Source organism: Pseudoalteromonas sp. SaAl2 (genome assembly GCF_052947895.1).
Genome location: NZ_CM129605.1, coordinates 1,012,758 through 1,035,518, shown reverse-complemented (window position 1 = coordinate 1,035,518; position 22,761 = coordinate 1,012,758). Strand labels below are relative to the sequence as shown.

16 protein-coding genes and 5 pseudogenes are annotated in these 22,761 nt (G+C 41.0%); 7 read left to right on the top strand and 14 right to left on the bottom strand.

What is annotated here, in order from left to right; all coding sequences use genetic code 11:
- Positions 1-51: 51 nt before the first annotated feature.
- The 4 genes and pseudogenes from ACU8V8_RS04925 to ACU8V8_RS04910 form a co-directional block, all read right to left on the bottom strand.
- Positions 52-501, bottom strand: coding sequence for a flavodoxin (locus tag ACU8V8_RS04925; protein ID WP_290210713.1), 450 nt, complete (start codon positions 499-501; stop codon positions 52-54).
- Positions 501-1,265, bottom strand: coding sequence for a tRNA pseudouridine(65) synthase TruC (truC, locus tag ACU8V8_RS04920; RefSeq protein WP_290210712.1), 765 nt, complete (start codon positions 1,263-1,265; stop codon positions 501-503). The genes ACU8V8_RS04925 and truC overlap by 1 nt, the downstream gene beginning before the upstream one ends.
- Entirely contained in the window at positions 1,258-1,578 is a 321-nt protein-coding gene (locus tag ACU8V8_RS04915; RefSeq protein ID WP_290210711.1) for a YqcC family protein, read from the bottom strand. The genes truC and ACU8V8_RS04915 overlap by 8 nt, the downstream gene beginning before the upstream one ends.
- A 7-nt stretch (positions 1,579-1,585) precedes the next feature.
- Positions 1,586-2,337, bottom strand: a pseudogene (locus ACU8V8_RS04910) (Nif3-like dinuclear metal center hexameric protein).
- Between the two features lie 150 nt (positions 2,338-2,487).
- Between ACU8V8_RS04910 and ACU8V8_RS04905 the strand changes: the two are divergent.
- Positions 2,488-2,859: a hypothetical protein gene (locus ACU8V8_RS04905; protein ID WP_087534209.1), complete on the top strand. Its 372-nt coding sequence runs from the start codon at positions 2,488-2,490 to the stop codon at positions 2,857-2,859.
- A 36-nt stretch (positions 2,860-2,895) separates the two neighbouring features.
- Here the strand turns inward: ACU8V8_RS04905 and ACU8V8_RS04900 are convergent, their stop codons facing one another.
- Complete coding sequence (locus ACU8V8_RS04900) at positions 2,896-3,027, bottom strand: hypothetical protein (protein WP_446889012.1); 132 nt, start codon at positions 3,025-3,027, stop codon at positions 2,896-2,898.
- A 100-nt stretch (positions 3,028-3,127) separates the two neighbouring features.
- A pseudogene (locus ACU8V8_RS04895) lies at positions 3,128-3,367 on the bottom strand (HPP family protein); the annotation flags it as partial.
- 93 nt (positions 3,368-3,460) lie between these two features.
- Between ACU8V8_RS04895 and ACU8V8_RS04890 the strand changes: the two are divergent.
- Positions 3,461-4,033, top strand: coding sequence for a TetR/AcrR family transcriptional regulator (locus ACU8V8_RS04890; RefSeq protein WP_446889011.1), 573 nt, complete (start codon positions 3,461-3,463; stop codon positions 4,031-4,033).
- Between the two features lie 73 nt (positions 4,034-4,106).
- Here ACU8V8_RS04890 and ACU8V8_RS04885 read toward each other — a convergent pair.
- The 6 genes and pseudogenes from ACU8V8_RS04885 to ACU8V8_RS04860 all read right to left on the bottom strand — a co-directional run bounded on the left by ACU8V8_RS04885 (position 4,107) and on the right by ACU8V8_RS04860 (position 15,080).
- Positions 4,107-7,294, bottom strand: a pseudogene (locus ACU8V8_RS04885) (amidohydrolase family protein).
- 96 nt (positions 7,295-7,390) lie between these two features.
- Positions 7,391-8,215 carry a M90 family metallopeptidase gene (locus tag ACU8V8_RS04880; protein WP_290210706.1) on the bottom strand — a complete coding sequence of 275 codons (825 nt, stop codon included), beginning with the start codon at positions 8,213-8,215 and terminating at the stop codon, positions 7,391-7,393.
- A gap of 74 nt (positions 8,216-8,289) precedes the next feature.
- On the bottom strand, positions 8,290-11,169 hold the full coding sequence (locus tag ACU8V8_RS04875; RefSeq protein WP_446889010.1) for a two-component regulator propeller domain-containing protein: 2,880 nt from the start codon (positions 11,167-11,169) through the stop codon (positions 8,290-8,292).
- Positions 11,170-11,357: 188 nt separating this feature from the next.
- Entirely contained in the window at positions 11,358-11,996 is a 639-nt protein-coding gene (locus ACU8V8_RS04870) for a CatA-like O-acetyltransferase (protein WP_446889009.1), read from the bottom strand.
- A gap of 118 nt (positions 11,997-12,114) precedes the next feature.
- Positions 12,115-13,154: pseudogene (locus ACU8V8_RS04865) on the bottom strand (Leu/Phe/Val dehydrogenase).
- A 399-nt stretch (positions 13,155-13,553) separates the two neighbouring features.
- Entirely contained in the window at positions 13,554-15,080 is a 1,527-nt protein-coding gene (locus ACU8V8_RS04860; RefSeq protein ID WP_290210702.1) for a fumarate hydratase, read from the bottom strand.
- A gap of 160 nt (positions 15,081-15,240) precedes the next feature.
- Between ACU8V8_RS04860 and pabB the strand changes: the two genes are divergently transcribed.
- From pabB to ACU8V8_RS04845, 3 genes are all read left to right on the top strand, one after another.
- Positions 15,241-16,587 carry an aminodeoxychorismate synthase component I gene (gene pabB, locus ACU8V8_RS04855; RefSeq protein ID WP_446889008.1) on the top strand — a complete coding sequence of 449 codons (1,347 nt, stop codon included), beginning with the start codon at positions 15,241-15,243 and terminating at the stop codon, positions 16,585-16,587.
- A gap of 6 nt (positions 16,588-16,593) precedes the next feature.
- The gene (locus ACU8V8_RS04850; RefSeq protein ID WP_446889007.1) at positions 16,594-17,175 is read left to right on the top strand and encodes an NUDIX hydrolase; all 582 of its coding nucleotides are present in this window, start codon (positions 16,594-16,596) and stop codon (positions 17,173-17,175) included.
- A 98-nt stretch (positions 17,176-17,273) separates the two neighbouring features.
- A complete protein-coding gene (locus ACU8V8_RS04845) occupies positions 17,274-18,650 on the top strand; it encodes an L-serine ammonia-lyase (protein ID WP_446889006.1) in 1,377 nt (458 codons plus the stop codon).
- A gap of 55 nt (positions 18,651-18,705) precedes the next feature.
- Here ACU8V8_RS04845 and cysB read toward each other — a convergent pair whose 3' ends face one another.
- Positions 18,706-19,683, bottom strand: coding sequence for an HTH-type transcriptional regulator CysB (gene cysB / locus ACU8V8_RS04840; protein WP_421959846.1), 978 nt, complete (start codon positions 19,681-19,683; stop codon positions 18,706-18,708).
- 322 nt (positions 19,684-20,005) lie between these two features.
- Here cysB and ACU8V8_RS04835 point away from each other — a divergent pair, with 322 nt between their 5' ends.
- Positions 20,006-20,764, top strand: a complete 759-nt coding sequence (locus tag ACU8V8_RS04835) for a hypothetical protein (RefSeq protein ID WP_446889005.1) — start codon at positions 20,006-20,008, stop codon at positions 20,762-20,764.
- Between the two features lie 27 nt (positions 20,765-20,791).
- Here the strand turns inward: ACU8V8_RS04835 and ACU8V8_RS04830 are convergent, their stop codons facing one another.
- Positions 20,792-22,084 (bottom strand): NCS2 family permease, encoded by a 1,293-nt coding sequence (locus ACU8V8_RS04830; RefSeq protein ID WP_446889004.1) that lies wholly within the window; start codon positions 22,082-22,084, stop codon positions 20,792-20,794.
- Positions 22,085-22,211: 127 nt separating this feature from the next.
- Here ACU8V8_RS04830 and ACU8V8_RS04825 point away from each other — a divergent pair.
- Positions 22,212-22,668, top strand: a pseudogene (locus ACU8V8_RS04825) (tetratricopeptide repeat protein).
- Positions 22,669-22,761 lie beyond the last annotated feature (93 nt).

Below are 22,761 nucleotides of genomic sequence, written 5' to 3'. Positions count from 1 at the left end.
AGTAAGCTAAAACATAGCTAGTAAAAAGAGCGCTTATGCGCTCTATTTTATTTACTCCGGAAGCTTTGTTAACCACAGCTTTAGCCAAGGCTCTGTGACGGGCCAAGGTTCAAAGTCTTCGCAGGCATCTATTTCTAGACGATGGCCAATTGGCTTGGCCTGTAAATCACGAAACAGCTCATCAAAGCTTCGCCCTGCGCCGCAAAAAGTGTCGCCATAACTTCTGTCTCCCATAGCCACAATGCCGTAAGGTTTACCTGCAAGCATAGGGAACTGACTGTTAAGCTGGCTATAGAGCGGCGCTAAATTATCTGGTATCTCACCTTGCCCAGTGGTTGAGGTAATTACCAATATATGACTCGCTGACTTTACATCATCTAACGTGGGTGTGATGATCAGCTTTGCTTGATGGTTTGACTGCTCAATCAATTCAATCACGTCGTCACTTAAGCGTTCTGCTCCACCATAAACACTGCCGACAAATATACTTATCGTTGCCATTAATAATCCTTTTCTTGGTTTGGCCAGCCGAGTTGCTGACAAATGCTCAGCATTGCTTCACCCAGTGGCGCTTTTATTTTTACAGCTTGCTTTGTATAAGGGTGCACAAAGTTAAGCTCAGTTGCAAATAACATTAACCGACGCAATGTAAAGTGCTCCCGAAAAAACTGGTTATGCTGATTATCGCCATGATTAACATCACCAATAATCGGTAATGATAGATGCTTCAAGTGCCTGCGTATTTGGTGCTTTCGCCCAGTTTTAGGAAAACACTCAACCAATGAATAACGCACAGTTGGATATTTACCTATTGGAATTGGCAACGCCGCTTGGTGCAAACAATTAAACTGTGTTTGCGCTTGCTGAGGGGCTTTGTCCTGATCAGCAAATTTATCGGCAATTTTATCAAGCTCTTCTTTTAGCGGTTTATCTAAAAATACTGACTCTGGCGCAAAGCCACGTACTAAAGCTAAATAACGTTTGCTTATTTGGTTATCAATAAACAGCTGGTTTATATCACGAGCAGCTTCTGAGCTAAGGGCAAATAGCAATACACCTGAGGTTGGCCTGTCTAATCGATGAACAGGAAAAACATGTTGGCCAATCTGATCGCGCAGCATTTGCATCGCAAATTGTGTTTCGTGTTTATCTAAAAAAGAACGGTGAACAAGTAATCCTGACGGTTTATTTATCGCGACGTAATTTTCATCTTTATACAAAATCTCTAGTTCACCAAACTCTATTGGGTCAGGACGTTCACTCATTGTGGTTTCCAAAAGCAGTATCAAATTTATTCAGTAATGCAGTCACTTCTGTGCCACCTGATTTGTTAGCAAGCATAAGCTCACCCATTGGAGCAATAGCAAAGTTTCTCGGCAGGGGCTGTTGATTGGCAACAAGTGCAGCCATTTTTTCAATAAACACAAATTGCAGCCATTGCTCAAACGCCATCGTATCATGACAAAAAGGCGTAGTTGAAAGTAACGCTTTGGCATCAATCGGCTCATTTTGCCAAAGTTGATGCTGCTTCAGTAATGATTCAAGTTGCGCTAAATAGCTCTGAATTAGTTGGTGCATATATCGTTTATACCGGGTTGTCTATATCAATGAAAGTTACATCAAAACCATGCTCTTGTGATAATAGCTCACCAAGGGCCTTGACCCCATAACGCTCTGTGGCGTGATGCCCAGCTGCAAAAAGTCGATACCTAGCTCACGAGAGCTATGAATGGTTTGCTCTGATGCCTCCCCTGTTAAATAAGCATCCACACCTTGGCTTGCTGCTAAATCTATATAGCCTTGCCCACCACCCGTACACCAGGCAATGGTTTCAATTGGTTCATCACGAACCAAACTTGTTAACGGCTCACGGTTAAGGACTTGGGCTATTTTTTTCGCAAACTGCTCACCCATCATCGGAGTTTTTAAACGCCCTTTTACAGCCACGCTATTATTAACGGGCTCAAGACCTGTTTCCCACTGCATATCTAACAGCTCTGCTAGTTGCGCGTTATTGCCGATAACGGGGTGAACATCAAGGGGTAAATGATAAGCAAACAAATTGATGTTATGCGCTAATAACGCACCAATGCGGCGCTTTTTCATCCCTGTGATGGGTTGTGATTCACCTTTCCAAAAATAGCCATGGTGCACCAAAATTGTATCCGCACCATGTGCAATTGCGGCATCAATGAGTGCTTGGCTTGCAGTAACCCCCGTCACAATCTTTTTAATCTGCTCCTGCCCTTCAACTTGTAGCCCGTTTGGGCAAAAATCTTTAATTGAATCAGGTTTTAAAATCTCATTTAATAATTGGTTAAATTCTCTACGCTGCATAATACTTTGCCACCTCTGCATTAGATTTTGTGCAAATTTTGGCGCTTATAGCAGCAAAATGAAAGGAAAATCGCAAAAAATTGAAAAGTTCGTCAAAACTAGGTATAAATGTGTATTCTTTATCTGTGTTTACAACGTATAGGGTCTCTGATGAGCAAACTAGACAAAACAGAAGTGTTAAATGCCTTTGAAGCAGCATATGAAGCAGCCAATGGCAAGAAACCTGAAATCACTACAAAACCTGGTTGGTACAGCATCGACGGCGGTAAAAATTTACGCCTTGCAGATGTAGCTGAGTTAACTGAGCAGTTAACATCTGGTAAAACAGCTGAGCAACCTGCTGCAAAAGCGCCAGCTAAAAAAACTAAAACTAAAACTGCCGCGCCAGCAAAATCAGCTGAGAAAAAAGCACCCTTTGCTGTTGTAACAGCTAACGAAGACGGCTATACAGCCGAAGAGTTATGGATTGTTTACCTAGCTGAAAAAGATCACGACTGCCGCCTACCACGCGGTGTTGTGTAACTTAAAGTAATACACTTTAAAATAAAAAAACCGCTGTTAAGCGGTTTTTTTGTGCCTAAATAAATATTCTTTTAGCAGCCACTGAGATAAATAGCCACATAAAACGATGAATATCGTTCCTAGTAATACTGGCGTAATTAAAAACACCCAATTTTGCCCCGTTACCATTATCAAAATAGGATTTGCTCCCGCAGCAGGATGAACAGTGGTTCGTTAACATCATCATGCTAATAGCAAGCCCTGTAGCCATTGCTATGCTAGCTGTATCTACACCGATATAATTAACAAAAATAACCCCTATTAATGCGGTTAAAAAGTGCCCTCCAATTACGTTTTTAGCCTTAGCCAAAGGACTTGATGGTACGCCAAATACTAATACGGCAGTAGCACCAAAAGGGGCCATTAGCCAAACGCCATAATTCCCTAAACTATCTAAAAAAACCAACACACTTAAAGTTATCGCTGAAAATACTCCAGCACTGATCGCTTTTAGTACACCGTTACTCATGACCAACTCCAATAAGTAGACCAATTTGTCTATCTGGATATAGTAGACAAATCGGTCTACTCATGTCAAGCTTACTTTTTTAAAGGAGCCGATATGGATAAACGCACGCAAATTGTAAACACCGCTTTAGCGCTTTTTTACAAGAAAGGCATTCATGCTGTAGGCATCAATGAAGTAATACAGGCTGCTAAGGTCGCTAAAAAGACGTTGTATAATCACTTTAGTAGTAAAGATGAACTCATATGTGCATGTTTAGTAGCACGCGATGAGCGTTTTAACAGGTGGCTAAAATCACAATTTATTTATACTAAAACACCATTTGATGTAGCTGACGCACTCTTTAATGCATTATCGCTTTGGATCAACAATCAAGTAGATGAGCTTGGGGATTTTAATGGCTGCTTTTTTATAAATACGGCAGCTGAATTTCCAATGGACACGCACCCTATTGCTCAATTGTGTGCTGAGCATAAACAGACTGTACTTAAAATTATTTATGATGCGCTTACACTTACACCGCAATTTAAAGAAACCCCTTCAGAGGCAGAGCAATTAAGTAAATTACTTATGACATTAAAAGAGGGAATGATTTGCCAAGCAAGAGTCAGCAAAGAGCCACAAACATTGCTGCTTGATAAAACTATATTAAAAAAGCTTATTGCTTAAAGGGTATGCCCAAAAAGTAAAAAAGCGGCTAATGCCGCTTTTAGTCATAATCACCTATTCGGTGTTTTGTTTTTTACTTCTTTTCAAAGTAAAGCTTATCACGTTGTTTTTGGCCTACTTCATTCATAGTGGCTGCGTTAAATAAACGGCCATTGATCATGGTGTAGTCAACTTTGTCAGTATCACGAATGTTCTCAAGTGGGTTACCATCAATCACCACTAAATCGGCAAGTTTACCTACCTCAAGTGAACCAATATTTTTATCAAGGCCAATGTATTTAGCAGGATCGAGTGTCGCGGCGCGTAGCGCTTCGAGTGGCGTCATGCCGCCTTGTGCAAACATCCAAATTTCCCAGTGAGCAGCTAAACCTTCACGTTGTCCATGCGCACCTAGGTTCACTAATACACCTAAGTCTTGTAGCTCTTTAGCTACGCGAGCATTATTAAAGTGATTATAGTGATGATCGGGCGCTTTAACGCGGCGCATAGATCGCGGCAACAATTGGTTTTTCGGCACAAATTTACTTAAACGCGGATGATTCCACACATCAGTTTTATCATACCAATAGTTTTCACCCCAAATACCACCGTAAGCAACACCTAGAGTCGGTGTATATCCAACGTCACTTTGCGACCAAAGCTGTTTAATATCATCATAAATATTCGCCACTGGAATTGAATGCTCAATCCCTGTGTGGCCATCCACAACCATGGTTAAGTTATGCTGTAATAATGAGCCACCTTCTGGCACCACCATCATTTCAAGTTCACGGCCCGCTTCAATAACTTGTTGACGTTGCTCACGTCGTGGTTGATTGTATGATTTAACACTAAACGCACCTGCTTTCTTTAAGCGCTCTAAATGAAATTTAGCATCATCTAACGAATCAATATGCGAGGTGTATCCTGGCATGTTTGCACCATATAAAATGGTACCCGTTGAGAAAATACGCGGCCCCACAATAGTGCCTGCTTTTTGCATTTCACTGGCGGCAAAAATTTCGGAAGTGTCATTCGATGGATCGTGAATCGTTGTCACACCTAACGATAGTCCAGCTAGGTTTTTCCAATTTTGCTCAGGAATGATTTCGTTACTACCTTGAGAGCCATGCGCATGAGCATCCACAATACCTGGCATAATCGTTTTACCTGCCACGTTAACAACTTCAGCACCTTTAGGAATCGTTACGCTATCTGCACTACCAAGTGCTTTGATGTGTTTGCCATCAGTGATCAGTACGCCGTTTTCGATGACTTTATCACCCTGCATAGTGATAATACGCGCACCGGTTAGCGCAAACATACCTTTAGGCTCTGCCATTTTTTTTGCTAAAGCTGATGTTATCGCCGCTTTTTACTTTAAAATCGGCATTTTCAGCTTGGTTAATATCAAAAATACCCGCCAAGCTAGCATGATAAAGCTCTGGGCCTAAAGTCCAATAAAGTTTATCGCTGTTTGCGCTCCAGCTAATATTTTCACCGGCCCGCACAGATAGCTGCTCGATGGGGAACTGACTGTCTTTCGGGCCGATATTTATGCTTTTACCATTTTCAACAAGCGGCGTTACAAACACTTTAAAGCGCTCTGCAAACGCTAAGTATTTGCCATTTGGCGATACTCTAAATTCAGTCGCATGTTGCGATTCATAAAGTTTTTGTACTTTCTTCGAATCAAGCTCAACTGCACTTAAACTTGGTTTTGGCCACGGACTCATCACAAAAAATGCGGTCACTGGTCGCGCCAAATTGCGGTTGATAACCACTTTTTGTAATTAACTCAGGCTCACCGCCTTTGCTACTCACTGCGTAAATGCCAGGATGCAATGACCAATCCGGATTCAAAATGCCGCCGCCTGACGCTTTGCGATAAACAACGGTTTTACCGTCAGGGCTAAATGTTGGTTCAACATATTTTCCCGGCTGTTCTGTTATTGTGTCGCCGCGACCGCTTCGTGCTGATACCACACGAACACTGCCTTGCTCGTTGTCATCCCAGGTGACATAAACAATTTTTTTACCATCACGAGAAAACTGTGGAAACAATTCAAAATGATCATCTTGGCGTGTTAAACGCTTAATTTTCCCTGACTCTAAATCACGTTTATAAATATGCCCAAGCGCCTCAAAAATAGCGGTTTCACCATCAGGCGAGACTTGCACATTACGCAGCATTTTTACGTCAAATTCATCACTATCAATATTTTGTGTAAAACGCACTGCGGTTTGAATTTTTTTATTGGTTTCGACATTAAAAGCAATGTTTTCGACTGACTTATCTTCAACATCAAGCTTGTTAATTTTACCGCCTGCCCAGAATATTAATTCGTCGTTATCTGGTGTCCACGCGATAGTAGGATAAACGCCATGAATCGCCCACGTTTCTTGCATATCACGTTCAAGCTTGTCGTACAGTTTAGTGTGTTTACCTGAGGTTAAGTCATAAACGTATAAACTGGTTTGAAAGTCATCACGCTTAATGTACGCTAGCTTTTTACCATCCGGTGACGGTGTTGGCCTAATTGCGCCCCCCATACCTTCAATAATGGTTTCAATCTCACCTGTTTGACGGTCAAAGCGTTTTATTTTGTAAATGCCGGCAACAGAATCTTTTGAGTAATGGAAAGTTTTACCTGGTGTTGCATCGTGAGAAAAATAAACATAACGACCATCAGGTGAAAACATCGGTTCACCTAAATCTTTTTGGTCATCAGCTCGCTTTGTTAACTGAACACCTTTACCGCCGGCTTTATGGTAAAGCCACACTTCACCAGCACCTAACGAGCGTGTTGCGGTAAAGTGCTTACGCGCCACAATATAATCGCCATCAGGGCTCCAAGCAGGGCTATTTAGTAATCTAAAGGTTTCGTCGGTAACAGCGGTTTGATTTTCACCATCCACGTCCATAACCCAAATATTGTCACCGCCACCTTGATCCGACGTAAACGCAATACGTTTACCGTCAGGGCTAAAGCGGGGTTGCATTTGCCATGCAATGTCTGATGTCAGTTGTGTCGCTTTGCCACCGTTGATGGGCATAGTGTAAATATCACCAAGCAAATCAAACACAATGGTTTCACCATCAGGACTCACATCAACGTTCATCCATGTACCTTGACTTACATTAATCGTCGCATCAACAAACTGACCTTGTGGCGAATCTACTTGCCATTTTTTATCATCTGCATTATCTGCAGCATGCACATTTGAATAAAGTGCTAACGATACTGATACAGCCAATGCTGTTTGCAGTAGTTTTTTCATCGAATTCTCGCTTGTTTTTGTTGTTTATTAATATGATTGCAACAAAAAGTACAGCAAGTTACCAGCAATATCTGATAAAGCGTCTTAAATTGGCGGTTAATGCCATTTAATTGGATCAAACTGGTAATAGTTCACCAGCATAGTGTAAATCTCAGGGTCGTAATGGCGCAGTTCGCTAGGCTTTTCTAAAAATGTTTCGGTGATCACCGCAAAAAACTCAGCCTCGTTGGTTGCGCCATAACTATGAATAACATGAGGCATACTATAGGCTACATGAGTTTTAAGTTGATTGAATGCACGGCTAAACACCCTGGCCCATTCTTTATAATCAGCCGCTTTTTTTAGTAACGGCGTACCCGTTGTTTTACCCGTTTCCTGATCAAGTTGATGTGCAAATTCATGAAACACCAAGTTATGGCCATCACTTGGTAAGCGGTTTCCTTCAAGTACATCATGCCAACTGAGAACCAGAGTACCGCCAGGCCAAGACTCACCTTGGCGCACTGTATTGTGATAACTAACTAAACCGGCATTATCACGAGAGGTTTGCGGGGCGTAATAGGCACTTGGGTATAATAAGATTTCTCTAACATTCTTATATAAAGGCCAAGGTTTATTTAGCACAAGCACGCAAGCATCCGCTGCAACAATCAGCTTCATGGCATCGTTAAGCTTTAGACCATCGCAGCCAATAAAGCGCTTTTCATTTAAAAACCAAACGATGTGACGCTCAAGTTTAGCGCGTTCAGCATCTGTCATTTTTTGATAAATTGGCATATAACGCAGCAGTAAAGATTTTTGCTGTTCATTAAGGCGGTACTTTTGGTATTTTTTTTGCCAAAGCTGATTTTGAATATCAGGCCAGCGCCAATAAAAAACCACAAACGCTATTAACGCAAGAATCAATAAACCATTTACCATTAGCAGGCTCGCTGAGAAAAGACTAAGTTATTAATATGACCACCAAAGTCATATTTCAATCTTTTACTATAAAATTAACAGGGAGCTGATTGAGGCTGAGTTACTTCAACTCGATTCCGCCCATTGTTTTTTGCTTTATATAAAGCTTGGTCTGCTTGCACTAATAACCGATCATATTCATCCACCAAGCTTGAATCTGCGATGCCAAAGCTCACCGTCACTTTAAGCCCCATGGCAATAGATGAGAAATCATAATTCTCTATATCGAGCCTTAATTGCTCACAAATTTCAACTGCTTGCATAGCCGTTTTGTTTGGTAGAAGTAAAGTAAATTCTTCACCTCCCCAACGTGAGACTTGGTTTGCATTATCATGACAGCATTGTTGCAAGATAGTAGCGATCACACATATCACTTTATCTCCCACAATATGAGACCAATTATCGTTAATACGTTTAAAGTGATCAATATCAATGATCGCAATACTAAGCGATTGACCAGATAGCTTAATATCGGCAAAATTTTCAGCAAGCCAATTGTCAAATGCTCGTCGGTTTGGGATCCCCGTTAATTGATCATGACTCGCCTGATGGGCGAATGCATCAGTCTGTTCTTGTAGATCATTCGTTTGTTGTGCTACCCGGTGTTTTAATTCTTTTTCTATTTTTTTATAATGATATAAGCGATATTTATAAAGCGCAAAAAATATCATCACTAGTGACAAAAATACCATTAATTTAAAGCTCAGCTTTTGCCAAAAATATGACTCAATAACAAAATCCAACACCTGGTAATTTTCCTGCCACTGGCCATTAGGATAACCTGCTCGCACCATAAAGGTGTATTTCCCAGGTGCCAAGTTAGTATATTCAGTAATGTTAAGTTGTTGACGATCAACCCATTTATCATTATAGCCCAGCAATTTAGTTTGGAATTTTAAACGCTGAGGCATTATAAAACTGAGCCCTGCATAGTGAAATGAAACACGATCTGAACCTGCAGGTAAAGATACCATGTCGCCTTTAGTTCCAAGGGGAGTACTTTTACCATCAACAAGTAAGCTTTCTATAACAGTCGGTAATTCAAGTTGTGAGGTACGTTTTAATCGCTCAGGTAACGCTGTCGCTGCACCTAATGCCGTTGCAAACCAAATACTGCCGTCCTTATGCAAAACGGCGGCAGGGTTAGAGCCGCCATTTGCCTGAGCACTAAGCATACCATCGCCTTCATCATACATTTGATATTGTAAAGCAACCCCTTTTACATTTGGGTTGTTGAGCAAGTCATTAACTTGCTGCTGTTTAACTTGAATAACTCCACGATTACTCGAAAGCCAAAACGAATCCCCCTGCTCTATCACCTGAAAGAGCTTATCAACTGGGAGCCCTTGTTCTCTGCCCAGCATCGCAATATCCCCACTATCAATATTGAAACGAATAAGGCCACGATCTGTTGCCATCCACATATATTCATTTTGAGAATAAAAACCAAACGCGTATTCAGCATTAAACTTACGAGGGAAAAGCTGCCCTTTAAACTTTCCTAAAGTGTCATTAAACATAGCAACACCGACCCCTGTGCCGACCCAAACATTGCCCTTTGAATCAAGCTCCAGCGCCATGATAAAATCGCCAGGCAGGCCTTGCTCTGTTGTAAACTGTGTCAATGAACCGTCCAGCTCAATACGGGTCAAACCGGTTGCAGTACCAACCCACAGCCGTTGTTGATTATCAAAAAGTAATGCTCTTACTTCATTGCTTGCTAAACCTGTATCACGATTAATTACAGTATGTATCTGACCATTTAAAATCCGCATTACACCCGCGGTATATGTGCCTAGCCAAACCCCTCCGGTGTTATCTTCGACTAAACTTAAAACCGATAACGGTTTGTCACTATCAATGGGGAAAAATGACTCAATGCGATCATTACTAATCCTATTCAAGCCTGTGCTGCCCCCCACCCAAATACTGCCATCAGAATGAGATAAAACGGTGCGTACATAATCAGAGTTAAGTCCGCGTTTTCTAGTCCATGATGAAAATGGGGCTTCTCTCAGTCTATAAAGCCCGCCATTTGTGCCGACCCAGATGCTATTTTCTCTATCTTGAAGCAATGAGAGTATTCTATTGCCAGGTAACCCGGCTTTTGCATTCAGCTGCTCGAGTCCATAAGTACTTAATCTGAAAACACCTTTGTTGATGGTACCAAGCCAAATATCATTGTGATCATCCTCTAAAATGCTCGAAACAGACTCACCATTCAATTGCTGATGAACAGTTATAAATTGATCATCAACTAACTTCCATGCCCCTTTCTCACCCCCAACAATAAGCTGTCCTTCTCGTGTGAGTAATAATGTATAAATAGGCGCATTAGGCAATCCTTGTTCAGGGGTGACCAAGTGGGCTTGATGATTTTCAATTTGGTATAAACCATCACTGGTAGCGGCCCAAATAACTCCGCTTGCATCTTGTATCAAACGATATGTACTTAGGTTTATTAGCACGCTAGTTTCTTGCTCAGAGCCAGCGCTACGGTACACCAAACCTTTTCCCTCCAACGCTAACCAAAGTTCGCCAGATTCAGTCTTTAAGATATGATTAACCATAGCTTTGGCACTTGGCTGGGTGTCCCATTGCCCATGCTGCCAATGACTTAAACCACCACGAGCACCAACAATATAAAGGCTACCATCAGGCTGAGCAGACAAACTACGTAAGCCTGAGTCCGGTAAACCAGGGATTTCTGAGCGGGTGAATAATTTAAATTCGCGTCCATTAAAGCGCGCAAGCCCCTCCCATGTCGCTATCCAGATATAGCCGTCATTGGTTTGCGCTAAACTATTGATACTATTGTGGGGTAAACCTGTACGGGTGCTCCAAGTTTCAGAAAAGTAATCATTTAAAGGAAGGCGTGCTTGCTCATTAGCAATACACACTGATTGTATTATCAAAAAAGAAATAGACTTATTCGTCGCATTATATTGAACGCCTTCCCAATCACTAATTAATGATTTAGCTATAAAACAACCAATTACATAATGATTTTGCCTTAATTTATTATCATTATTATTGTTTTCATAGTATTTATACTAGCATAGTACTAATTTCAGTTTCATTAACAAGTTATTCATAAATAAAATTACTCTTGGCAGTAACTATTTATACATTGCATGAAACACTCAACAAACCGCGCTACGTGAAGACCATCCATCAATGCATGATGCACATCAATTGATAAAGGCATTTTACCTGTTTCAGTATCATATTTACCAAAGACTAATTTAGGAATGCCCAAGCTTGTTCCCTGACTATGTGCATGAGAAAAGCTGGAAAATGCTAACCAAGGTAAAACGGAAATATGAATCAGATCAGCCTGTCCTTCTGTTTGCTCAAATGCACTGGAAAATAATGGTTGTTGTTTTGCTGACTCGCTTACCTGATATGCATGTTTAGCAAACTCAGTAAAGTTATTGCACAAACTAAAATAGCTAAAGCGAAAAGTATCATCTGGCGCAAGTTCTACCACACTCGCTCGCGTATTTTGCAATTGCACTGGATTATCATCAACAATACGCAGTTGCATAGGTTGATATAGATGGCATGCACGTAGCGCTAAGAATATGTAGCTTTGAAAAAATGAGTGTTGATGAGATTTACAGTATTGATACAGCGGCTGCATATCTATCTGTACACAAACATTAAAATAGGGTTGGGTAAAGCCTTTAAAAAGCTCAAAATGTTGAGCCCGTGGCCAGTGCTCTAAATCAATTGGAGTCATTATAATTTTTGTGAGAGGAAAAACTAAAGTGTAGCTTGATTTTGCAAAGCTATAAAGAAAAAGGCGCGCACCTGCACGCCTTCATAAGCAAAAATACGTTTAAAATTTTCTAGAGTGCTTAAAGACCATTAGCAATGATCTCTTGTGCGAGTTCATCAGCAATAAGATGTGTAGATTTTTGTTCTTTTTCGCTACGAGCAAAAATTTCCGTCAAGGTCGTAAAAATACCTTCAACATGTTTATTAGATGCCTCTTCAGAATAACCTTCTGGTGCAGTTTCATAATAAACATTAATAATGCCACCAGCGTTAATTACATAATCTGGCGCATATAAAATACCTTTTTCACGAATAATCTCACCATGACGAGACTCTGCTAACTGATTGTTTGCACACCCTGCAATGATTGTCGCTTTAAGACGCGGGATAGTATTATCATTAACGGTTGCGCCTAGTGCACACGGTGCATATACATCAACGTCTAAGTCATAGATATCATCAATGCCCACGGCAGTTGCAGAAAAATCATTCACTACTCTATCAATTGCAGCTTGATTTATGTCAGTCACAAACAACTTTGCACCCGCTTCATGTAAATGTTTACACAAACCGTAAGCAACCGCGCCTAAACCTTGCACGGCCACTTTAACGCCGCTTAAATCTTGATGCCCACGTTGATGCTGTAACGCCGCTTTAATACCTAAAAACGTACCATAAGCAGTAAAAGGAGATGGGTTACCACTTTTACCTTCAAGGCCAAGTACATAATTAGTTTCTTTATGCATAATAGCTACATCAGCGCAGGTGATGTTTACATCTTCAGCAGAATAGTAACTACCATTTAAACGCTCTAATTGACGACCAAAGGCACGAAATAGTTGTTCTGATTTAATTTCTTTTGCATTACCAATGATCACCGACTTCCCCCACCAAACGGCAGGCGTGCAACGGCATTTTTATAAGTCATACCTTTTGATAAACGCAATGCATCTACTATCGCATCATCATCGTTGGCATAATCCCACATTCTACAGCCACCAACAGCAGGCCCTAAGTTAGTATTATGTACCGCAATGATTGCACGTAAGCCTGATTCTTTATCTGAACAAAAAACCACTTGTTCGTGGTTATCAAAGTCAACTTGATTAAACACAGCCACTTTATCTTACTCCGAAATTTATTACCCGTGAGAGGGTATGAGCGCTGAAATTGCCAAGACTTTATCACTTCAAATTGCGCCTGACCACTATATGAGATGATAAAACCAAGCAAAATACTTACACATCATAAAGAAATCACAAAAGCAGACTTTAAAGAAGTCTTAATTCAAAATTAAAACCAAATACAAATTAATTATGCAAAACAAGTGAAGTGAGTAACTATCACGTTTACGTACACGTAAGGTAACTATTGAGTGTAAAGTAAATATTACAATCTAAAAATCGCTTATATAGCTTTAAATATAGTGGCTTGAGGAGATTATGAGGGTTTTAAATCAACTGGTAAGAGCTGTTTGCGGTATTCAACAGTGTTGAATACCGCATCAGTAAATAGCAACTTATTTTAATTTGCTATCTAACTCAGCTATTTTTGCTTTCCAAATTGCAGGGCCTTGCGTATGCGCGTTGGCGCCTTCGCTATCTACAGCCACGGTTACTGGCATATCTTCTACTTCAAATTCATAGATGGCTTCCATCCCTAAATCTTCAAATGCCACAACGCGTGCTTTTTTAATTGCTTTAGACACTAAATAAGCAGCGCCACCAACAGCCATTAAGTAAACAGACTTGTTGTTTTTAATCGACTCTACCGTCGCTGGACCGCGCTCAGCTTTACCTATCATGCCCACAATGCCCGTTTTCTCTAGCATCATATCGGTAAATTTATCCATACGAGTAGCAGTTGTAGGACCAGCCGGACCAACCGCTTCGTCGCCTACGGCATCAACAGGACCTACGTAATAAATAAATTTATTATCAAAGTCCACACCCTCTGGTAAGCCTTCACCTGAGTTGATCATATCTTGCAGGCGTTTATGCGCAGCATCACGACCAGTTAAGATAGTGCCCGAAAGTAATACTGTTTCGCCCATCTTCCATTCTTGAGTATCTTCTTTGGTTAGGGTATTTAAATCAACACGACGAGTGCCCTCGCCTACTTCAAACGTTACTTCTGGCCAGTCTTCAAGTTTTGGGGCTTTTAAATCAGCAGGGCCTGAACCATCAAGGGTAAAGTGCACGTGACGTGTTGCTGCACAGTTAGGGATCATAACCACAGGTTTAGACGCGGCATGAGTAGGTGCGGTTTTAATTTTTACATCCACAACCGTGGTTAAACCACCTAAGCCTTGTGCACCAATACCTAATTTATTCGCACGCTCAAAAATGTCTAAACGCATTTTTTCTTCAGTTGTTTCTGCGCCGCGTTCAATTAGCTCATGAATATCAACCGGATCCATTAGTGATTCTTTAGCAAGTACCGCAGCTTTTTCTGCAGTACCACCAATACCTATACCTAGCATGCCCGGCGGACACCAGCCAGCACCCATTGTTGGTAATGTTTTTTCAACCCATGCAGCCACATCATCAGATGGATTAAGCATTACCATTTTAGTTTTATTTTCAGAGCCGCCGCCTTTTGCAGCAACCATAACTTCAATTTCGCCACCCGGCACTAAATCAATGTGTACAACAGACGGGGTATTGTCTTTGGTATTTTTACGCGTGCCAGCAGGATCAGCAACAATCGATGCACGTAGCGGGTTATCTGGGTTTAAATAAGCTCGGCGAGTACCTTCGTCAACCATTTGCTGTACCGTTAAGTCTGTTTTATCCCACTTAACATCCATACCTACTTTTACAAAACACGTGATGATACCTGTGTCTTGGCAAAGCGGGCGTTTACCTTCAGCCGACATACGCGAGTTAATTAGAATTTGTGCAATGGCATCTTTAGCAGCTTTACTTTGCTCTTTGTTATACGCTTTTTCGAGTGCTTGAACAAAATCAAGTGGGTGATAAAACGAAATATATTGTAAAGCGTCTTCAATGCTATCAATGAAGTCTTGCTGACGGATAGTACTCATAGGGGTTCCTTAAGTTACTTTTACGTATTAATACACGTAACATAAATCAAACCGGTGACGGTGGTTTGTAACGCAATAGGCAACTAAACGCTGCCAAAAAAATTTAACTTATGATACCCTCCCAGCCCGTTTCGAGCCAGTTTTTCAGGGTAAAAAATAGATGATAAAACAACATAAAACCTGTATTCAATTAGACATTTCGCTCAACTGTGTCGAGGTTTTTAGCTATTTCTGTGATTTGCCTTATGCTGTACTACTTGATTCTGCTAACAGTGACCATGAAAATAGCCGCTTTGATATCATCGCCATTGCGCCTTTAATGCGTTTAGAAGTAAAAAACAATCAGGTGTTTGTGGATGATCAATTAACTGAGCAAAGTTGTTTTACCGTATTGCAAACACAGTTAAATAAACTTAATGACACTAAAGCGCACCCTGAACTGCCATTTAACGGAGGTTGGCTTGGCTATTTTGGTTATGATTTTGGCCGTGTAATTGAAAAACTGCCTGAAAATGCAATTAATGATATTAATATGCCACAATTGGCAGTCGGCCTATACCCTGATGCACTCATCTACGACAAACAACAATGTACTTGGTTTTATATCGCTCAACCAAATACAGATAGACTAGCCCTTTACTTGTCGTCCCTAGACAATACGGCCAAACAACGCCCCCCTTTTGAAATTACTCAAGGGTGGTCATCTAACATGAGCAAAGCGCAGTACACCGATAAGTTTGCACAAATTCAAGCCTATTTAAAAAGCGGTGATTGTTACCAAATAAACTTAGCGCAACGTTTTAAGGCTCAGTACCAAGGCAGTGCCTGGCACGCATATTGTACTTTGCGTGAAGCTAATAAAGCCCCATTTTCAAGTTTTATAAATCACCCTGATGGCGCTATTTTATCAATTTCACCCGAGCGTTTTATTGCTATTAATGACGGGCGAATTCAAACAAAACCAATCAAAGGGACTTTACCGCGCTGCGCCGATGAATCAGCTGATCAACAACAAGCTGTCCGGTTACAACGTTCTGATAAAGACCGCGCCGAAAACGTGATGATCGTCGACCTGCTACGTAATGATTTAGGTAAAGTTGCAAAGCCAGGCAGTGTAAGCGTGCCCTCACTATTTGCTATTGAAAGCTTTCCTGCGGTGCATCATTTAGTCAGCACGGTCACCGCCCAGTTAGCTGAGGGTAAAACTGCGGTTGATCAACTCCACGCGGCATTTCCAGGTGGCTCAATTACTGGCGCGCCTAAAATTCGCGCAATGGAGATAATTGAAGAGCTAGAACCCCACCGTCGCAGTGTTTATTGCGGATCTATTGGCTATTTAAGTGCATGTGGCAACATGGATACCAGTATTACTATTCGTACCTTAGTTTGCCATAAGCAACATATTTACTGTTGGGCTGGCGGCGGCATAGTAGCTGACTCTCAAGCTGACTTGGAATACCAAGAAACATACGATAAAGTAAATAAAATTCTTCCATTACTTAAGTAAGATACTGTGAACAGTCAACAAGTACTGGCCCGTTTCCAACTGAGTGTTGCAGCAAATGCGCAGTCATTAAGCGCACATCCACACAAAACACGCCGCGCTAGTGCGGTTATGCTGCCTTTAATCGACGTACATGACAGCGCACATATTTTACTATGTAAGCGCCCTAATTATTTAAAACACCACCCTGGGGAGATATGTTTACCTGGGGGAAAGCGCGAATTAAACGACAGAAATTTACGCCATACCGCACTACGTGAATTATATGAAGAGCTTAATATTAACAGCACTCACGTTAATGTAATTGGCCAACTTCCCGAGTATGCAACGTTAACCGGGTTCACTATCACACCATTTGTTGGGGTTTTAAACCCGCATACACAATGGCTTGAAGATCCCAATGAAGTCGCAGCAAGCTTTTTAATTCCAATTAGCGCATTAATTGATAAAAACAACTGGCAACCGATCCCTTTTCAACGTTTCGGTAAAGCTATCACCCTTGAAGGGTTTTCGACTACACATGGCCTGCTGTGGGGTGCAACTGCCAGTATTATAAAAAACTTTACAAAACAGCTCGCCATACCAGTCTAAATCTCTATTGCAAAGGGTTACAAGGGTACAATTACGCGTTATTATGTGCGACCGTTCAAAGGCAGCAGTCGTGCTGAGTAAAAAGTAGAGTAAAGTATATGATCAGTGCATTCGATATGTTTAGTATTGGCATTGGGCCGTCGTCATCTCACACCGTCGGACCTATGCGCGCATCGCGTTTATTTGTTAACGAATTACAACAACAAAACCTGTTAACCGATATCACGAGCGTCAAAGTAGAGTTATACGGTTCATTGGGTCAAACAGGCATTGGCCATGGCTCGGGTAAAGCTGTTATTTTAGGGTTAGCAGGGTACGACCCTGAGACTATCGACGCCGATTTAGTCGACGACATTCTTGCTACCATTGAAAACGAACAAGTTATTTACCTTAATAAAACTCACAAAGCTAAATTCCCCAAGCAAGGTGCCATTGTTTTTCACCGTCGTAAAACATTACCTAAGCACTCTAATGCAATGGAAATTATTGCCTACAAAGAGTCAGAGCGTGTTTACAGCAAAGTATATTACTCAATTGGTGGCGGCTTTATCGTTACTGACGAAGAGTTTGATAACGAAAAACAAGCTGCGTTAGATATTCGCGAACAAAACCCAGCACCTTATCCGTTTGAAACAGCCAAAGATCTGCTCGAAATGTGTAAAGAATCAGGCTATAGCGTTTCGACACTGATGATGAAAAATGAAAAAACACTTCGCAAAGAAGACGATATAAAAGACGAGTTATTCAATATTTGGCAAGTTATGAAAGCCTGTATTGAACGTGGTATGCGCACCGAAGGGATATTACCCGGCGGCTTAAAAGTAAAACGCCGTGCGCCTAGTCTTCATTTAAAGCTCAATATTGAAGTAAATAACGACCCATTACGTGCAATGGACTGGGTTGATTTATTTGCCCTTGCGGTCAATGAAGAAAACGCCGCTGGAGGCCGCGTTGTCACTGCGCCAACCAATGGTGCGGCAGGGATTTTACCCGCCGTACTGATGTATTATCACACATTTATAAAAGAAGTAGATCGTGATATTGCCACTCGTTACCTGCTGACCGCTGCAGCCATTGGTATTTTGTATAAAAAGAATGCCTCAATTTCGGGTGCTGAAGTAGGCTGCCAAGGCGAAGTAGGCGTAGCTTGCTCTATGGCCGCTGGCGCATTAACTGAAATTGTCGGCGGTAACGTAGTACACGTTGAAAACGCAGCTGAAATCGGCATGGAACATAACCTAGGTCTAACATGCGACCCGGTTGGCGGATTAGTACAAGTACCTTGTATTGAGCGCAACGCCATGGGAGCAATTAAAGCAATTAACGCATCTCGTCTTGCTATTCGTGGTAGTGGTGAACAAAAGGTATCTTTGGATAAAGTAATCAAAACCATGCTTGATACCGGTAATGACATGAAAACAAAATACAAAGAAACCGCCCGCGGTGGTTTAGCTGTAAATATCATCGAGTGTTAAATTTAAGCCATTAAAAAAAGCCGCAATTTGCGGCTTTTTTATAGCAATAAAGACGTTACTTTACTGGTAACTCAATATCTTCGAATAACTTATCAACGTCTTCTTGGTTACGTAATAAGCTTGCTCGCTCTACTCGCTCTTTTGTTAAGTGCGGTGCAAAACGCTCAATAAAGTCATACATATAACTACGTAAGAAGCTGCCTTTTCTAAAGCCTATTTTGGTAGTACTGGCTTCGAATAAATGGCTCGCATCGATACACACTAAATCTGTATCAGAGATTTGATCAATTGCCATTGATGCAACCACACCCACACCTAACCCCAAGCGTACATACGTTTTAATGACATCTGCATCAGTTGCAGTAAATACGATATGCGGCTCTAAACCTTGCGCATTAAACGCTTTATCAAGTTCAGAACGCCCAGTAAAACCAAATACATAAGTAATTAGCGGGTATTGTGCAATATCAGCAACGCTTAACGAGTTTGCTTTTTTTGCAAGCGGATGATCTTTCGCAACCACAATACTGCGATTCCAGTGGTAACACGGCAACATCACCAAGTCCGAATATAAATGTAATGCTTCTGTGGCTATGGCAAAATCAGCATCCCCTCGGGCTGCCGCATCAGATATTTGCTGTGGAGTGCCTTGATGCATATGCAATGATACTGCCGGATACTTTTTCATAAAGCCTTGAATTACACTTGGCAACGCATAACGTGCTTGCGTATGAGTAGTCGCAATATTTAACTTACCTTGGTCAGGAAGTGTATGCTCATTGGCAACCGCTTTAATCCCTTCAACTTTTGATAAGATCTCGCGAGAGATATTAATTATTTCGTTTCCCGCGCTGGTCACATGAGTTAAGTGCTTGCCACTTCGACCAAAAATTTGTACGCCCAACTCATCTTCTAACATGCGCACTTGCTTTGAAATACCAGGCTGAGAAGTAAATAAGCTCTCAGCAGTTGCTGACACATTTAGTTTATGATTTTGGACTTCGACGATGTATCTGAGTTGTTGTAATTTCATAGCTACATTTTTAGTGTTGTTATACTGCTTATTTATAAATGTTGAAGCACGCCAAGCCAAGTTTTATTTCTAATATTTAGAATAAAAAGACTAAACCGACCATTATTTATAAGATTATTATCCTTAGGCTAGCACAAACGCTCGATATGAGGTAGCCATCTTTTTACAAGATAAGCTGACGAAAAAGCAAAAAATGCATTTTTATAGTTATAAATAATGAGAAAGAAATTTTTATTTGTCATAAGCCGCGCAAAACTACCCTGTTAGCATATATTTAATGTAAGATAAAAATTATTAGCTTATAAAACCAGAGACCTAAACCATGATCGTTTCTATTATTATTATGTTGATAGTTGCACTTATTGTTATTGCCTTATGGGTAAGTGCGGTACAACAACATAAAGAGAAACAAGAAACTGAGCGCCGAAAAGAGCTCACAAAGCAAAAAAAGATCATAGAAGAATCTGAAGATATATTGCTCAATAGCGCCAATATCCCAATGTCAGAAAACGCCTACCGCGTAATTCAACGCCGTATATATGATGCACTCACAGCTATGGTGCAATTATCACCGACCTCTAAAGAACTAAAAAACCGCTTAAATGAAGCAAAAACACGTATGTCAGACCCTGTAGATGCTAGTAACTCGGAAAACCTCGCATTACCTGATAGCGATAAACAATTAATCACGCTTATCCAAGGAATTAAGAAATTGCGAGCCGTGCTGCGCTCAGAGCATGGCAAAGGTAAAGTAGATAGCCAAGTATTCGTAGCAGAAGATAAACGTTTAGAAAAACTACAACTGAGAATAAATATCGAAAGCCAAATTAAACGAGGTATATCAGCACGCTCGGCAAATATGGTAGGCTCTGCTCGTCAATACTTTGAAAAAGCCTACGCCACTGTGTCGGCTGTCGCTTATAGTGATGATTACATCAATTCAAAAAAACAAGAACTCGAAGGTTATTTAGAAGCAATAAGTACCGAGCTAAAAGCATCCAACGCAACAGCTTTAAAAAAGAAAAACGAGCAAGAGCAAGACGACTTAGATGTACTTTTTGCACCAAAGAAAAAGTGGTAACTCACTTTTTCTTTGGTTGTATTTAGACTAGGATAAAAACGCAAATTTAATGACAAACATCGCCGTTAAAATCCACACACTGATACTTACCTCATCACGCTTACCGCATAACACCTTTACCGCAGTGTATGAAATAAAACCCAATGCAATACCATGCGCAATTGAAAACGTTAATGGTGTCATCAGCAATACCACACTTACTGGTATGGCGTCTGTCATATCATCCCAGTTTACAAACTTTAAATTTTGCAGCATTAGTACCGCGACATATAAGATTGCTCCAGCGGTCGCATAGGCTGGCACCATTTGCGCAAGCGGTGCAAAGAACATCATTAATAAAAAGCAGATGCCCACTACTACCGCCGTTAACCCTGTTCGTCCACCAACAGATACACCGGCAACAGATTCAATATAAGAGGTAGTCGTTGAAGTTCCCAGCATTGACCCTGCAATTGTCGCTGTGCTATCAGCGCTAAGCGCACGACCTAAACGAGGCATATTCCCTTTTTCGTCAGCAAGCCCAGCCTTTTGCGTTACAGCGACGAGCGTGCCCGAGGTATCAAATAAATCAACAAACAAAAACGCAAAGATCACACTAAGCATAGAAAGCTCAAACGCAGCAGCAAAATCTAACTGCATAAACGTAGGTGCTATTGAAGGCGGCATTGACACCACACCTTGGTATTGTACTAAACCCAAACCAAGTGCGATTAAGGTTACAGCTAAAATACTTATTAATACCCCACTTTTAAAATCACGATAAAGTAATGCAGCAATAACAAAAAAGCTAAAAATAGCTAAAAGCGGACCGGCTGCAGTAATATCACCCAACTGAACCAATGTTGCAGGACTCGCTACAATAATACCTGCATTTTTAAGCGCTATTAACGCTAAGAACGCACCAATCCCGGTAGCAATTGCTTGTTTTAACACTAAAGGAATCGCATTGATTATCCATTCCCTAACCTTGAACAAACTTAAAAACAGGAAGATACAGCCTGACATAAACACCGCACCTAATGCTGCTTGCCAAGTGTAACCCATGCCTAAAACAACGCCATAGGTAAAAAAGGCATTTAGCCCCATACCCGGAGCAAGCGCTAACGGATAGTTAGCCCAAAAGCCCATAATAAAACAACCAATAGCCGCTGCAATACACGTTGCTACAAATGCCGCGCCTTGATCCATTCCGGCCTCAGCTAACATGGCAGGGTTTACAAAAACAATATAAACCATAGTAATAAAAGTCGTTAATCCCGCAATACACTCCCGACGAACGGTCGAATCATGGGCTTTGATCTTGAATAACGCATCAAGCATAATAAAATTTCAGCTAACAAATGAATAATTGCGTAATTTTACCATAGATTTAACGAATAACAGGACAAATTACCTTGTATTAGACTAAACTTATGCTGTGAACGAAAACAATAACATGCGTGGTATTATGACAGATACATCTCCAAGTGGGCTGGACCTAGAGCAACAACTAGATAATGTTTTATCCTTTATTACTCAACCGAGTAATACGGTACAAAAAAGAAGGTAAAGCGGATACCCCCGATAATGTTGTTACCAAGGCACTGTATTATTTAAAAAACGACCAACCTCCCCTAGCAGCAAAATGGATGAGACTTGCCGCAATGGCGGGTAACCATCGCGCACAATTTTATTTAGGCCTGTTTTTTATTAAAGGTCAGGGCGTACCGCATAGTGTATTTCATGGCGCTGTTTGGCTTAGCCTTGCAAGTAGCCAAGGTTATGAACCTGCTACAACAGCGCTAACTGATTTGAGAAAACACCTGACAACAAAGCGCTTTCAAGATGCAAAATGTTATGCAGCAACACTGTATGAACAAATTCACCAGCAACAATTTAGTCATTTAATCCCACCGACTTCTTAATGTGAGCTTAACCATAAAAACATAATCCATTGATATTTAAACAAATTGTTTTTATCGATTAATTATCTTTCATTTTAAACGAATAAATTGTTT